Below are 14,479 nucleotides of genomic sequence, written 5' to 3' on the forward strand. Positions count from 1 at the left end.
ATTACGAATTATTATGAGAGTTGCTTTGTTTGGTACTAGTGCCGATCCACCAACTGCGGGACATCAAAAAATTCTGAGTTGGTTGTCTGAGCGTTATGATTGGGTAGCGGTTTGGGCGGCGGATAATCCGTTTAAGTCTCATCAAACACCCTTAGAACATCGGGCGGCAATGTTGCGACTGTTGATTGCGGATATAGACGCGCCAAGGCACAATATTGCTTTGGAACAAGAATTAAGTAGCTTCAGAACACTGGAAACAGTAGAAAAAGCCAAGCTTACTTGGGGTGAAGACGCTGAATTGACGTTGATTATTGGTTCAGATTTACTGAGTCAGCTACCACGTTGGTATCGCATTGAAGATTTGTTACAGCAAGTGCAACTACTTATTGTACCGCGACCCGGATATGCCATAGATGAGTCTAGTTCAGAGGTAGTACAAAAGCTGGGAGGGAAAATTGCGATCGCTAGTCTGACCGGTCTAGATGTTTCCTCAACAGCGTACCGCGAACATGGAGATTCTCAAGCCCTCACCGCCCCTGTAGTTGCCTATATTAATCGAGAGCATTTGTACGAATGCCAGGACGTTCACCAAAAAAGATACCAACTCCGTTAAACCAACAACCTTTGGCCGATTTCAAGGTTGGTGTTGATAATGTAATTTTTTCTGTAGATACTGTACAAAATCGGCTGTTAGTTCTACTAGTAATGCGACAGCAAGAACCATTTCTAAATCATTGGAGTCTTCCCGGTACTTTGGTACGTCCAGGAGAGTCTTTAGAAGATGCCGCTTATCGAATTATGGCGGAGAAAATTAAGGTCAACAATCTGTACTTAGAACAACTCTATACATTTGGCGGTCCAAATCGCGATCCACGGGAAGCAACTGATAGTTATGGTGTGCGTTATTTATCAGTTAGTTACTTTGCCCTAGTGCGATTTGAAGAAGCCGAATTGATTGCCGATCGCATGACTGGTATAGCTTGGTATCCAGTAAAACAAGTGCCACAGTTAGCTTTTGACCATAATGAAATTTTGGCTTATGGACACAGGCGATTACGAAATAAATTAGAGTATAGCCCAGTGGCTTTTGAAGTCTTACCAGAAATGTTCACTTTGAATGATTTATATCAGTTATACGCCACAGTCTTAGGTGATAACTTTTCCGATTATTCTAATTTTCGGGCGCGTCTACTCAAGTTAGGTTTTTTATGCGATACCGGAATTAAGGTATCACGGGGTGCTGGTCGTCCGGCTAGTTTGTATAAGTTTGACGCGGAAGCTTTTGCTCCCTTGAAAGATAAACCCTTGGTGTTTATTTAACCAATCACTTTACAAAGTCCAAATTCCTGCAATACCTTTCGGTTAAGATCCCCCCGCCTGCGGCGACCCCCTTAAAAAGGGGGTAGAAGAAAATTATAAGCCCCTCTTTTTAAGGGGGTTCGGGGGATATTCAAAATATTAAAACCTTAACCGAACCGTATTGCAAAGTCAAAAGTCATAACTGACTCTTGACAAATGACAAATGACCAATGACTAATGACAAATAATATGAAAATTGCGATCGCTCAAATTAATCCTACTATTGGTGATTTGCTTTTAAATGCTCAAAAAATCCTAGAGGCGGCACAACGCGCAGCATCTAGCGGTGCGCGTTTGTTGTTGACACCAGAACTTTCTTTATGTGGCTATCCACCACGAGATTTATTACTAAATCCTAGTTTTGTGGAAGCGATGGGCATCACTTTACAAAACTTGGCTCAAGATTTGCCACCAAATTTAGCTGTGTTAGTAGGAACGGTTGAACCGAACCCCAATGCATATATTAGTGGTGGTAAAACCTTATTTAACAGCATGGCTTTGTTAGAGAATGGCCAGGTTAAGCAAGTTTTTCACAAGCGGCTTTTGCCTACTTACGATGTATTTGATGAACGTCGCTATTTTGAACCAGGTTTACAAGCTAATTATTTTACTTTAGATAATATCGATATTGGCGTAACTATTTGCGAAGACTTATGGAACGATGAGGAATTTTGGGGCAAACGAAGTTACGCAGTAAATCCAATTGCTGACTTAGCAATTTTGGGTGTAGATTTGATTGTCAATTTGTCTGCTTCGCCCTACACTGTCGGCAAGCAACAGTTTCGAGAAACAATGCTCAGTCATAGTGCAGTGCGTTTTCAACAACCGATTATTTATGCTAACCAGGTTGGTGGAAATGACGATCTAATTTTTGATGGGTGTAGTTTTGCCTTGAATCGTCAAGGTGAAATTATGTCTCGCGCCCGTGGCTTTGATACCGATTTAATGGTAGTTGAATTTGATGAGGTACAAAGCGATTTACTATTGGGTTCTGTAGCACCTGTCTATGAATTAGAAGATGAAGAAATTTGGCAAGCTTTGGTTTTAGGAGTGCGAGATTATGCTCGGAAGTGTCGCTTTTCTAAAGTAGTGTTGGGTTTAAGTGGCGGGATTGACTCGGCAATAGTAGCTGCGATCGCAACTGCGGCACTTGGTAAAGAAAATGTCTTGGGTGTTCTCATGCCTTCCCCTTACAGTTCGGAGCATTCCATCAGTGATGCTTTGGCATTAGCCGAAAATTTGGGGATTAAGACTAATCTTTTACCAATTGGCGAGTTAATGCAAGGCTTCGATCAAACTTTGGGTGATTTGTTTGCAGGTACTGAGTTTGGAATAGCTGAGGAAAATATCCAGTCCCGGATTCGGGGTAATTTATTAATGGCGATCGCTAATAAATTTGGCTATCTGCTTTTATCTACAGGTAACAAGTCAGAAATGGCTGTGGGTTACTGTACTCTCTACGGTGATATGAATGGCGGGTTAGCGGTAATTGCAGATGTTCCTAAAACTCGTGTGTATTCACTTTGTCATTGGTTAAATCGCAATAATGAAATCATCCCGCAAAACGTCTTGACTAAAGCACCCAGCGCCGAACTCAAACCAGGCCAAGTGGATCAAGACTCTCTACCGCCTTACGAAATTTTGGACGATATTTTGCAACGCCTGGTTCACAACCACCAATCAGCAGTGCAGATTGTTGCAGCCGGTCACGATCCGGTGATTGTAGACAGAGTAATTCAAATGGTGGCGAGGGCTGAATTTAAACGGCGACAAGCACCCCCGGGTTTAAAAATAACCGATCGCGCCTTTGGAACTGGTTGGCGAATGCCAATTGCTAGTAACTGGGTTGGTGTCAAAAAGGCTTATCAGACTAAAACTACAGCTACACCTAACCTTAGTTTGTTGTGATGGATAAGATGCTCATCCGCAAATCAAGTAATTAGTTATCAAACCTCTCCCTGTCTTGAACTTTTATTAAAGTCTGTCCTTCTCCGATGCGGAGAGGGACAGGTTTTGCGTAGTAAAATCTTTTTTACGCCAACGCCACAAATTTTCTAACCACCTTATAGTAGTTGTAAAAATATAAAAAGTATTTAGTCGTTATCTTCAACTTGATATGAGCGTAGCAGATTTGTTTCCAACCTTGCACAACCTATCTCGTGCAGATAAACTCAAGGTCATGCAGTTTTTAGTTCAAGAACTAGCTACTGAAGAAGAAGCATTGTCGTTACAGCCAGGAGTCACTTATCATGTGTGGTCTCCCTATAATTCCCATGAAGCTGCTAATAAACTAGCTGCACTGCTAGAAGAAGACAGACAGGTAAACGATGCTTAATTCACAAAGATTTCCCTTCGTTGAAAATCGTGATGTGTTCGGGGATATCGATGCAGTACCAATATTACCTTTGACGTTAAGCTACAAAAATTCTGTCGTTAACGTTTCAGGTTTATTGGATACTGGAGCTAGTATTAATGTTTTACCTTACAGTATAGGTATTCAGTTAGGGGTAGTTTGGGAAGAACTAACAACCTCAGTGCAACTGGCTGGAAACCTAGCACCAGTTGAGGCAAAAGGGTTAGTTGTATCTGCTCAAATAGCCAGTTTTGAACCAGTGCGATTGGTGTTTGCTTGGAGTCTCACGGATAATGTGCCGTTACTTTTAGGACGCATGAATTTTTTCTTGGAATTTGATGTCTGCTTTTATCGTTCGCAGATGGCGTTTGAACTGTCTTCTAAGTCGTAGATCCGATCGCTTCACCTCAAAGCTTCATCATTCCACCTCTGAACTCGAAGCTTGCACCTTTGAACATAAGTTGTCGAGTTAAAAGAGCGATCGCTTAACCTTTAACCCTCGAAGTTGCACCTTTTATCCTCGAAGTTGCGCCTTTTATCCTCAAAGTTGCACCTTTTACCCTGGAAGTTGCGCCTTTAATCCTCGAAGTTGCGCCTTTAATCCTCGAAGTTGCACCTTTTATCCTCAAAGTTGCACCTTTAACCCTCATCATTCTGCTTCTGAACTTAAAGGTTGTATCTCAGAACACAAATTATCGAGTCAAAAGGGCATAAGTCTAGCCAGTTGGAGACATTGCTCAATCTCTAAACACAACCAATAGGTTATTTTTACTCATCTAAACGCTGTGCGATCGCATTCAGCAATGACTCAAAGTCTGATTTGCTGTGAATATCAGGGGTAAGCGTGTTCATATCTTTTAGCAGGTTAGTCAGTTCTGCGATCGTGTTGCGAATCTCGGTGTATTGGTCAATATCTTCTCGAAATCCCTGCAAGTTAGCTGCGGAAACCCCTTTCATAGCTTCATCTAACTCTTTAATTTCGTCTTCCCAATGCTTAATATATTTAAGTCTGGCAACAGGTTTATAAATTTGGGCATCCGCTAGCACAATCGGGAAAATCCGATTATAAAAATCTCCATTTTTAGCAATTTGCACTAGCTCAAACATACAATTGGGAGATTTTAAATACTTGTCGCTAATAACTGCGATCACACAATTACCGCGTCCAATCCGTTCCATGAAGGCTTTAATTAGTCCTTTATAGCCCAAATCAGTTTGATCGCGGATGATTTTGATTCCTTTAGCCTTTAAATTGTCCTCTAGTTGATCAGCAAATTCCTTACTTTCTCCACCCCAAGCATAAGAGATGAAAATTTCCTTCTCGAATTTCATTGCAGATTGACTATTCATGATGGGTTTTTCTTCTTGTTCGCCATATCGTAACCGATGTGTCAATGATTCATCTCGCTTTCGCTCCAGTTCGCTTTGCAACTGTGCAACTTGGGTGTTGATTTCCCTATCTGCTGTCGCGGGTTGAAATATGACATCATCAATTAACTTGCGGACATCTACCATTTCATAGCTGTTTTCGCATTCAATTTGATAATGACTAGCGTTTAAACGTTTATTGAGTTTTTCCAGAGAATAAGAATAAGGTATAGGCAGATTTTTGCAAGTCTCACAGTTACAAGGAACTAGGGTTTGATATTCCAAACGTTCGTAAGAGTTGTGGATTTTTTCGAGTTCATAGGTAACAACTGCCATTAGTTCTTTTTTGCGGTTTCCGGCTACACGGATTTTAATTTCCCGTTGATCGTAATTTTCACTGACTTCTGCACGAGTTTGGTCTTTGTTGAGAACAACACCGCTTTTCCAAACGAGTTTTTGCTGTTCAATCCAAGGGTGCGTCTCGACAATAAAACGGGTGAGCATACCTTTTGGCATGAATGTATAGGTGTAGCGCAAGATGAGGTTATTGCGATCGTCCCAGGTATAATCAGCTTTTTCAATGGAGAGCAATTGAGGTGCAACATAGGTGTCACGATTACTGGGAATTTCGTAGCAAAGCTTGAACTGCATCATTAATTGAAGTAATTCATCTCGCATATCTGCATATTCGCCGCTTTTCCAAATGTCTTCGAGGTCGTCTTTGGTAAAACAACCCAACTTTTTCTTAACATTGTCATTGTCCAAAACATTGTAAACGGCAGATGTTCCCCATTCCGGTTTGAGGATGACGTAGTGTTTAAGTGCTGAATTGTCTTGAAAATGTAGGCAAACGCCGAGGTCATGGAGATAGTTGCTTAAGCGCAGCATATCTTTACGGTCAGTTAAATTATTGTCTCGGCAAAGGGTACGGTATTCTTCAAAGCTGATGTAATTTCGGGAATCGTTCTCTAGGGCTGCTCTGACCCTTACCCAGAGTTTTGGTAGAGGTGTACCAACATGTTCAAGATTGCTGATGTAAAGCTGAATTGCGTCTTTAATCTCTGCTAAACCGCGATTAGTATCTAAATTGGTTGCCAGTATTTTTTCTAGGTTGCTAAATTCTCCTCGCATCTGGCGCTCATTGACTTGGCAATCACGGTCTTGTTTTTCGTTTTTGATAATAAAAACTGGGCTTTTGTCGCTCAAAAGTTCGACAACCTTCAGCCACCAGTAAAAATCAGTGTTTTCTTTGCGAGTGTCAGCAACTAAAGCATAGAGAGAACGCTTGCTGAGGAAAAATTGATGAGTTTGGTGGTAGATTTCCTGACCACCAAAATCCCAGATGTTGACGCGAAAATTTTTGCCATTGGGCAGTGTAAAGTGCCACTGGATCACGTCAATGCCTTCGGTTGATTCCTCATCTGGCTGGAGTTTATAGTTTTCATCTGCAATTTTCTTAGCTAAAGAGGTTTTACCAGCTCCTCCTTCGCCAATAATTAAGAATTTTGCTTCATAGAAGGGTTCTGTTTCGTTTGGATCTTGCACCCGAAAATAGAAATCGAGAATTTCATTCACATCACCCGGCTCTTGGTTTAAATCCTTCGGCCCCAAAATCTCTGGTGGAATGGGGACTGGATTTCTACGAATATCCAAATTTTTCAGGTTTGGTAGTTGTCTGATTTCCGATGGCAGACTGCTCAGTTGATTGTTTTCGAGGTAGAGCGATCGGAGGTTGGTGAGTTGGAGAATTTCCGGTGGCAGACTGCTCAGTTGATTATTGCTGAGGTAGAGCGATCGGAGGTTGGTGAGTTGGAGAATTTCCGGTGGCAGACTTCTGAGTTGATTGTTGCGGAGGTCGAGCGATGGCAGGTTATTGAGTTGGACAATTTCTGGTGGCAGATTGCTCAGTTGATTGTTGAAGAGGTTGAGCGATTGTAGGTTCGTGAGTTGTCCCAATTCCTGCGGCAGACTGCTCAGTTGATTGTTGCGGAGGTCGAGGGATTGCAGGTTGGTAAGTTGACCAATTTCCGGTGGCAGACTGCTCAGTTGATTGTTGTCGAGGTCGAGGGATTGCAGGTTGGTAAGTTGGACAATTTCTGGTGGCAGACTACTCAGTTTATTGTCACTAAGATTGAGCGATTTTAAGGTAGTAAGTTGGACAATTTCTGGTGGCAGACTGCTCAGTTTATTGTTGTGGAGATCGAGGGATTGCAGGTTGGTAAGTTGGACAATTTCCGGTGGCAGACTGCTCAGTTTATTGTTGTGGAGATCGAGGGATTGCAGTTTGGTGAGTTGGACAATTTCTGGTGGCAGGCTGCTCAGTTGATTTTTGAAGAGGTCGAGGGATTGCAGGTTGGTGAGTTGGACAATTTCCGGTGGCAGACTGCTCAGTTGATTGTTGTCGAGGTAGAGCCTTTGCAGGTTGGTGAGTTGAACAATTTCCGGTGGTAGACTGCTCAGTTGATTAGTGCCGAGGTCGAGTCTTTGCAGGTTGGTGAGTTGAACAATTTCTGGTGGCAGAGTTGTTAAGCCTTTGCGAGAAAGGTCTAATCTTGTCACCTTATCTCTGGCAGCTTGTTCAATAATTTGCAGCAGTTCTTTGTTAGTCATTTCGGGTTTTACAGAGGTGATGCCTGACGACGAGTTGCTGCTTAGACGCGCAGCAGGAAATTGAGCTAATTAATTATGTAGCTTGTATCAAGGATTGCATAGAGGCAATGTGCGGTAGACATCCCAGACTCCAGATGACATCATATTTTACGTTAGAGTATAGTTTTAGACGACATCAATTTTTAAAATGATGTTTATACTTAGAACTCAGTAAATGAAAGCAGGTGCATAATGAAACTACAAGATTTCTTGGGAAAAGATGAGAAATGGTCATTTGATGCGATCGCTGAGGATGCAGACTTGGCTCGTCAGATTCAGATACTCTTAATCGGCTTAGGTTTGCTAGAACCTCCAGCCGATGGTAAATTTGGCCCTGTTTCTGTGATAGCTCTCAAAAAATTTCAAGAATTAATAAAGACTGACGAGAGTGGCTTTTTAGGAGCAGTCACAGCCAAAAAACTGATTGAAACCAAAATAGACGATCTTCCTAAACTCCCCTTAAAACTAGGCAATGACATCGCTAGTAAGATTGTGAAATATATGACAGCCAAAGGTTATCAGGTATTTACCAATCCCAAAGAATACAACATTGTTTATGTAGAGGGCATAGATGCAGACTGGACTCTCAACAGTGATACACCCAATGAATTTAACGATCGCCGAATTGTAATTGAAGTAGTAAATGGTGTTCCCAAAATCGTAGACCACTGGGAAGCTACAACAGAACCAGGGAGGTACTACACTTACAATCCGATGAATTCCAAAGGAGCAGCTAGGATTCAGTTTGGACAATACAAAGCTTGGGCTGTTGGTACTCACGGCACAGCCGAACCTCACGAAGCATTAGTGCAAGTTGGAGATATAACTGTTTGTAGAGATTTCAACAAAGATTTTAAACGGACTGGCGACAAACTTGATACAGGTGATAATTTTTACGTTAATCAACACTACGGCTTTGATTTTCCCCGGAATGATATTCGCCTTGCTAGTGCAGGTTGTTTAGTGGGACGTACTCGTGAGGGACATAAAGAGTTTATGGCGATTGTTAAACAAGACCGCCGTTATGTCGCTAATCGCAAATATACTTTTTACACTACCGTGATTCCTGGTGATGATTTACTGAAAACGTTTCCAGGATAAGGTAGGATAGCACAGATATGCTACCCCAATTTTTCTAACTTTGTTCTTGTGGTTGCCCTATCTGTGCTGTCAGCTTCTCTTTATCTTGTCTGCGTTTTTTGGCGTAAAGTTGAATAGTGACTGCCATCAAAATAATCATGGCAAAAATAGCCCAAGCAGCGATATCTGTAGGGAGATTATTCTTAAATACAGCCAGCAGAACGATCGCTACTAACATAACTGTAGGTGCTTCATTTAAAGCCCGTAATTGCTGACCACTCCAGCCACATTCACCTACTGCTAACTTCTTCATCAGCCGAGCGCAGTAATGATGATAACCAATTAAAATAGCAACAAACAGCAGTTTTATATGTAACCAGCCCTCTTTTAAAACGTCTGGTTCAGTGGTTACTAAACCGATGGCCATTGCGATCGTCACGTACATTCCTGGATTCGTGATGATATAGTAGAGACGCTTTTCCATAATTTGATATTGATTTTTCAATATCGTTTGCGCTGGCTCAGGTTCAAGATTCGCTTCAACGTGATAGATAAAAAGGCGTACTAAGTAGAACAAACCAGCGAACCAAACTACAAATCCGACAATATGAAATGCTTTAAACCAAGAATAAGCCATGAATCATCATCTCCTTTACTTGTAATGGTAATAAAAAGTAGTCAGGAGCCAGAATTCTGAATTCAGAATATTCCACCCATTAAAGGATGAGTTTTCACAAGAAATAACATTTGAATACTGCCACTTAATCTTCCATTTAGTGGACTAAAGTGATAATTTTGCACCCTCTACTAAATTGATTCTGACTCCTGAATTCTGACTCCTGAATTCTGAATTTTGACATTCATTTTTATAATATCGATTTTTGCCAAAGGTATATTGTCAATGAGCATCTTTACGACGCACAAAGGGTAAAAGGTCTTCCAAAATCACCTCGTGGTAATGTTCTTGAGGATAATGTCCAACATTATTAAGTTTTATTAATTCAGTATTTGGTGCTAAATCTGTAAATTTTTGGGCAACGTCTACAGATAACCAAGGGTCAAGCATCCCCCATTGAATCAGAATTGGCTGTTGCCATTCTTTAAAACCAGATTCTATTTCTGTCATTGCTGAATCAAGCTGTAAATTGCGAATACTTGATAACAGACTCCGCCCAGATGAAGAACTTTTCAAAAATGGTTTTCGATAAATATCTAATTCCTTATCTCCTATGCGATAACGGCTACCACCTTCTAAGGTTCGGTCAACTAATAAGGGGTCTTGAGTCATTACTTCACCTACCAAAGGTAAACCCATTTGTTTAATTTTCCAGGGTAATTTGGCGGCAGTTGATATTGGTGTATTTAAAATAGCTAAGTTGGCAATTTGTTCTGGATGACGCAAAGCATATTGCAATCCTACAGAACCTAAAAAGCCTTGGACAACTAAAGAAAAATGTTCAAGTTCTAGGGCTTTGACAAATCCTTCTAAAGCTGTAATAAAAGCATCGGGAGTATAAGCAAAATCTCGTTTTTCTGGTTTTGCAGAAAAGCCGTAACCAATCCAATCTGGTGCGATCGCTCTTGTACCTTGATTCGCTAGAGCCGGTATAATATTACGCCAACTATAACTTTGTGAAACTAAGCCGTGTAACAACAACACAGGCGCTAAGTCTGTTCTGCCGATTGGTAAAGATTCTCGATAAAACCATTCCAGTGAATCTACATTGATTTTATGTTCTGTTATTGACACGTTATTTTCCTATATTGGTCATTTGTCATTTGTCATTTGTCATTGGTCATTTGTCATTTGTCATTTGTCATTGGTCAGGAATTATTATTCTCTTCTGCTTCCCCTGCTCCCCTGCTCCCCCTGCTCCCCTGCTTCCGCTGCTCCCTCATCCCCCCATTCCCTGAGAAATAATCATCTCACGAATCGCATAAGCTGTAGCGGGCGCTAGTAAAACGCCGTTGCGATAGTGTCCGGTAGCTAGGAGGATGTTACTAAACCCTGGCAACTTACCAATAACTGGGGCTGGACGACCTTCAGGACGGGGACGTAACCCTGACCAAGTGCGGATAATTTTTGCTGTGGCTAATTCTGGGCAAAATGCGATCGCTTGTTTTCTAACAGATTCCAACAATTCTTGATTTGGCGGTATATCATCGCCATTGCTGGGAAATTCTACTGTTGCGCCTATCCAATAATCTCCACAGCCTACAGGAACAATATGCACATCATTACCCGTTATCGCTGGCTGGAAGTCGGGATTGCCTAATGGATGCCCTACACGCATTTGCAACGCTTGCCCAAGTACGGGGCGGATATCAATTGTCTGATTTAGTTTTGCCGTCAGTGGTGTTGAACCTAGCCCTGCTGCAATTACAAACCAATCAGCAGTTATTTTTCCTTCTGTAGTCTCAAGTTGATGGCAAAATTCAGATGTTGAGGTTGGGGCATCCAAAACAGTCACGCCAAATTTGAAAGTTACACCGTTTTGCTGGGCGGCCTCAACTAAAGCTAATGTGAGAGCAGTTGGATCGAGTTGACGATCTTGGGGAGAATAGACAGCGCCAGTAATTTTTTCGCAATCGACTTGAGGACAGATATTTTGGAGTTTAGCCGTATCCCATATTTCTAAATGCCAGCCTTGAGAGTGGCGAATTTCTACAAGTTTTTCCCATGCTGCTAAATTCTCCTCTTCTAAACCAAGACTGAGAATTCCCTGACGATTAAAAGGGATTGTGCGACCTGTTAAAGCCTCTAGTTCTGGAATCAAAGTTTCATAGCGTTGGATGCTGGTTTGTCGCATCTGCCAAGCTTTACCCTTGATTTTTTGGCTGATTGCGCCCATCAAAACGCCAAGTGCAGCGCCCGTGGAAGCTTGTGCTGGTGGTTGGCGATCGCAAACTGTAATTTTCAGCCCTTTTACTAGACTCAGTTCGTAAGCGATCGCAGCCCCAACTACACCACAACCGATAATAACTACATTCATGACTTGTGCTTGAAGTGAGAAGTTAGGAGTTAGGAGTTAAAAATTTAAAATTCCTAACTCCTGTACAGACACAAATTTTTTGCGTCTCTAACTCCTAACTCTTGTACAGACACGATTAATCGCGTCTCTAACTTTTAACCTTCTTCTTTTTTAGGAAGCAGGTCGAGGAATTTGTCAATGTCTGTGAAAGCAGCTTGGGATTGATTCAAGGCAACTAGAGGATTGCCAGCACTAGTAGCTTTATCAAGTTTAACTAGGTCGTTAAACAAATCTCGCGTTATCTGACGGGCTGTGGGTTGGTCTTTGGGCAGAAGGTTGGAAGTGACATAAGTCAGGTGCAGCCTTGCTTCTGTTATGGGCCCATGTATAAAGTTACGCACATTGATCCAATCACCTTTTTGGATTAAGGTTTTCAACTCATCTGAGCGATCGCGCACAGCCTGAATTTCAGGAACATAAGCCTGAATTCTTTCAAGTTGAGTCGCTGTGTAAGTTGGAGGTGTTACTGAAGCACTAGGGCCGCCACAACTCATGAGGAATGTGGCCAATAATACTAAAACAAATGAAAAAATCGAGCGTTGACGCGCCATGACAATGAACTTAATTGCTTTTTGTTTACCGATTCACAGTGTCATTTTAGATCGTCGCTAGTGCAATTTATCGTTCTTGTCTGCCAAGGATTTTGCAGACAATCCGAATATTTTTTATAAAGGGCAGAGTTTCATCTGCTTTTGAGGACTTTTTAAGTACAATTACTTAAGAGGTGTTAGACAGTCCCAACGAGAAGCTATTTTTCACATTTGTTAGTAACAACGATTGTTAGGGAAGTCTGATTTAGAGTTGCTAAATCTCAAAGGTCTTGATAAGCTGAAACACCAATAATATAAGCCTTCTGGCGGTTTTTCTATCTTCACATCCCCGAAGATGCCGACGCAATTATAGGAGTGTTTTTTAGTGAATGCAGCTGAACAGGCAACGAACCTTGAACTCGCCAGCAACATTGCTACGGTGGTTAACTTGTTCAAATTTGAGTTTCCTGATGCCAAATCTGATCTCAAACCCTGGAAAAATGACCCGGAAACTAGGGAGTTAGTCGATCCAGATTCTATAGATATTGGCTTTCACTTTCCTGGTATCAGCAAATCTTGGCGAAGTCGCAGTATTTTGATTCAAATCCGATTTTATCAAGATCCCATCAATAATTCCCGGCGTGCGATCGGCGTGGAGGTAGCTGGATTCGATCATCGCGGTGAAGCGTGGCGACTTTCTACAGTAGAAAACTGGAATGTTGTCGGCACATCTTCGCCTTCTGATGAAATCGAGGATAAGCTCAAACAGATTTGCCGACAGATTTTAGAAGTTTTTAATAAGCCAAGTGAATGAAGGGGGTAGGAGGAAACCTCTCCCATATTCGCGCAGCATCTTGTAGAGAGCATCTTGCAATTTTTAATTAATAATTTTTAATTTTTAATTGGAGCGAAGCGACTTGACCACCGTAATATTTGTACATGGCACAGGCATTAGGGAACGAGAATACAACGAAACCTTTCAGATAATTGAGCAAAAAATTCATGCCCAACGTCCTGATATCAAAGTTTCTCCCTGCCTTTGGGGTGCATTAGGTGCAACGTTCAATGATAATCGGGCATCAGTACCCTTGGAGAATGCGACACTGGCTTTATCTCCAGGAGAAGAAGACGCAGAGATTGTACTGTGGGGGCAATTATACCGCGATCCTCTGTATGAATTGCGGCTGTTGTCTTTGAAACCGATTGAGGCAGGAAATCCCTTTGGGGAAGAACCAGGGGATGTTTTACAATCTCGTGTAGCGAGTCTCACTCCGGCATTGGAACTGCAAGCTAAGTTGCAAGAGGCGGGAATTGCAGAGGTATTTGAGCCAGCACGAGAGGCGGTTATCCACAGTGAACCGTATCATCAGGCATTGCTCACAGTTTCTGAATCTGATTTGAGTGAATATTATGCACCAATAGCTAGAGCAGTTGTGGCTCAAGCAATGTTTATTAGCGAACAGCAAGAAAAATTTCCCCCCATACTCACCGATGCCCAATTGCGGGATGATGTTGTGGAATTGCTGACTCTGGCTTTGGGAGAGGCGGAGTTAGGATTAGTTGGCTGGTTATTAAAGCCATTTATTGAACTAGCGCAGTACGGCGGAACAAATTATGTCAGAGGAAACCGCCTTGAGTTAACTGATAAAATTTCGCCTATGCCTGGTGATATTTTGTTGTATCAGACGCGGGGTGAAAAAATCAGGGCGTTTATCCAGCAACAAATTGCCCAAGCAGAACCGCCAGTGGTTTTAATCGCCCATAGCTTGGGAGGTATCGCTTGTGTAGATTTGCTAGTGCAGCAGCAGTTGTCTCAGGTGGAATTATTGGTAACAGTTGGTTCCCAAGCACCATTTTTATATGAGATTAACGCCCTCTACAGCTTAGAATATGGGCAGTTATTGCCAGAGCATTTCCCGCAATGGTTGAATATCTACGATTTACGGGATTTTCTCAGTTACGTGGGTAATAAAATTTTCCCCGATCGCGTGCAGGATGTGGTAGTGGATAGCAGACAACCATTTCCCCGTTCCCACGGTGCTTACTGGACAAATGCTAAAACCTGGGAGGCGATTATTTCGAGGTTGCCCTAATGGTTTACTTTTTAC

Annotated in this window: 13 protein-coding genes; 8 read left to right on the forward strand and 5 right to left on the reverse strand. The window is 42.0% G+C overall.

Annotated features, from left to right (window positions below):
- Positions 1-13 precede the first annotated feature (13 nt).
- The 5 genes from ACFFRD_RS13170 to ACFFRD_RS13190 all read left to right on the forward strand — a co-directional run bounded on the left by ACFFRD_RS13170 (position 14) and on the right by ACFFRD_RS13190 (position 4,103).
- Positions 14-613, forward strand: a complete 600-nt coding sequence (locus ACFFRD_RS13170; protein ID WP_194141564.1) for a nicotinate-nucleotide adenylyltransferase — start codon at positions 14-16, stop codon at positions 611-613.
- The gene (locus ACFFRD_RS13175; RefSeq protein ID WP_163929288.1) at positions 574-1,320 is read left to right on the forward strand and encodes an NUDIX domain-containing protein; all 747 of its coding nucleotides are present in this window, start codon (positions 574-576) and stop codon (positions 1,318-1,320) included. The genes ACFFRD_RS13170 and ACFFRD_RS13175 overlap by 40 nt, the downstream gene beginning before the upstream one ends.
- 228 nt (positions 1,321-1,548) lie before the next feature.
- Positions 1,549-3,267, forward strand: coding sequence for an NAD+ synthase (locus ACFFRD_RS13180; protein WP_392483064.1), 1,719 nt, complete (start codon positions 1,549-1,551; stop codon positions 3,265-3,267).
- A gap of 208 nt (positions 3,268-3,475) precedes the next feature.
- Complete coding sequence (locus tag ACFFRD_RS13185) at positions 3,476-3,694, forward strand: hypothetical protein (protein WP_114085327.1); 219 nt, start codon at positions 3,476-3,478, stop codon at positions 3,692-3,694.
- Complete coding sequence (locus ACFFRD_RS13190; protein ID WP_392481888.1) at positions 3,687-4,103, forward strand: retroviral-like aspartic protease; 417 nt, start codon at positions 3,687-3,689, stop codon at positions 4,101-4,103. Before ACFFRD_RS13185 ends, ACFFRD_RS13190 begins: the two co-directional genes overlap by 8 nt.
- Before the next feature lie 377 nt (positions 4,104-4,480).
- Here the strand turns inward: ACFFRD_RS13190 and ACFFRD_RS13195 are convergent, their stop codons facing one another.
- Positions 4,481-7,690 carry a COR domain-containing protein gene (locus tag ACFFRD_RS13195; RefSeq protein ID WP_392481889.1) on the reverse strand — a complete coding sequence of 1,070 codons (3,210 nt, stop codon included), beginning with the start codon at positions 7,688-7,690 and terminating at the stop codon, positions 4,481-4,483.
- 231 nt (positions 7,691-7,921) lie between these two features.
- Between ACFFRD_RS13195 and ACFFRD_RS13200 the strand changes: the two genes are divergently transcribed.
- Positions 7,922-8,830: a peptidoglycan-binding protein gene (locus ACFFRD_RS13200; RefSeq protein ID WP_392481890.1), complete on the forward strand. Its 909-nt coding sequence runs from the start codon at positions 7,922-7,924 to the stop codon at positions 8,828-8,830.
- 34 nt (positions 8,831-8,864) lie between these two features.
- Here the strand turns inward: ACFFRD_RS13200 and hemJ are convergent, their stop codons facing one another.
- From hemJ to psbQ, 4 genes are all read right to left on the reverse strand, one after another.
- Positions 8,865-9,446 (reverse strand): protoporphyrinogen oxidase HemJ, encoded by a 582-nt coding sequence (hemJ, locus tag ACFFRD_RS13205; RefSeq protein WP_114085322.1) that lies wholly within the window; start codon positions 9,444-9,446, stop codon positions 8,865-8,867.
- 261 nt (positions 9,447-9,707) lie between these two features.
- Positions 9,708-10,559 (reverse strand): alpha/beta fold hydrolase, encoded by an 852-nt coding sequence (locus ACFFRD_RS13210; protein WP_392481891.1) that lies wholly within the window; start codon positions 10,557-10,559, stop codon positions 9,708-9,710.
- A 145-nt stretch (positions 10,560-10,704) separates the two neighbouring features.
- Positions 10,705-11,802, reverse strand: coding sequence for an NAD(P)/FAD-dependent oxidoreductase (locus ACFFRD_RS13215; RefSeq protein ID WP_392481892.1), 1,098 nt, complete (start codon positions 11,800-11,802; stop codon positions 10,705-10,707).
- 134 nt (positions 11,803-11,936) lie between these two features.
- Positions 11,937-12,392: a photosystem II protein PsbQ gene (gene psbQ, locus ACFFRD_RS13220; RefSeq protein WP_392481893.1), complete on the reverse strand. Its 456-nt coding sequence runs from the start codon at positions 12,390-12,392 to the stop codon at positions 11,937-11,939.
- 364 nt (positions 12,393-12,756) lie between these two features.
- On the opposite strand from psbQ, the gene ACFFRD_RS13225 reads away from it, so the two are divergent.
- Together ACFFRD_RS13225 and ACFFRD_RS13230 are read left to right on the forward strand one after the other, a co-directional pair.
- On the forward strand, positions 12,757-13,185 hold the full coding sequence (locus ACFFRD_RS13225) for a hypothetical protein (protein WP_392481894.1): 429 nt from the start codon (positions 12,757-12,759) through the stop codon (positions 13,183-13,185).
- Positions 13,186-13,288: 103 nt separating this feature from the next.
- Positions 13,289-14,464: a hypothetical protein gene (locus ACFFRD_RS13230; RefSeq protein ID WP_392481895.1), complete on the forward strand. Its 1,176-nt coding sequence runs from the start codon at positions 13,289-13,291 to the stop codon at positions 14,462-14,464.
- The last annotated feature ends 15 nt before the right edge of the window (positions 14,465-14,479 follow it).

It is taken from the genome of Nostoc sp. C110 (assembly GCF_043099725.1).
Lineage (GTDB): Bacteria > Cyanobacteriota > Cyanobacteriia > Cyanobacteriales > Nostocaceae > Nostoc > Nostoc muscorum_A.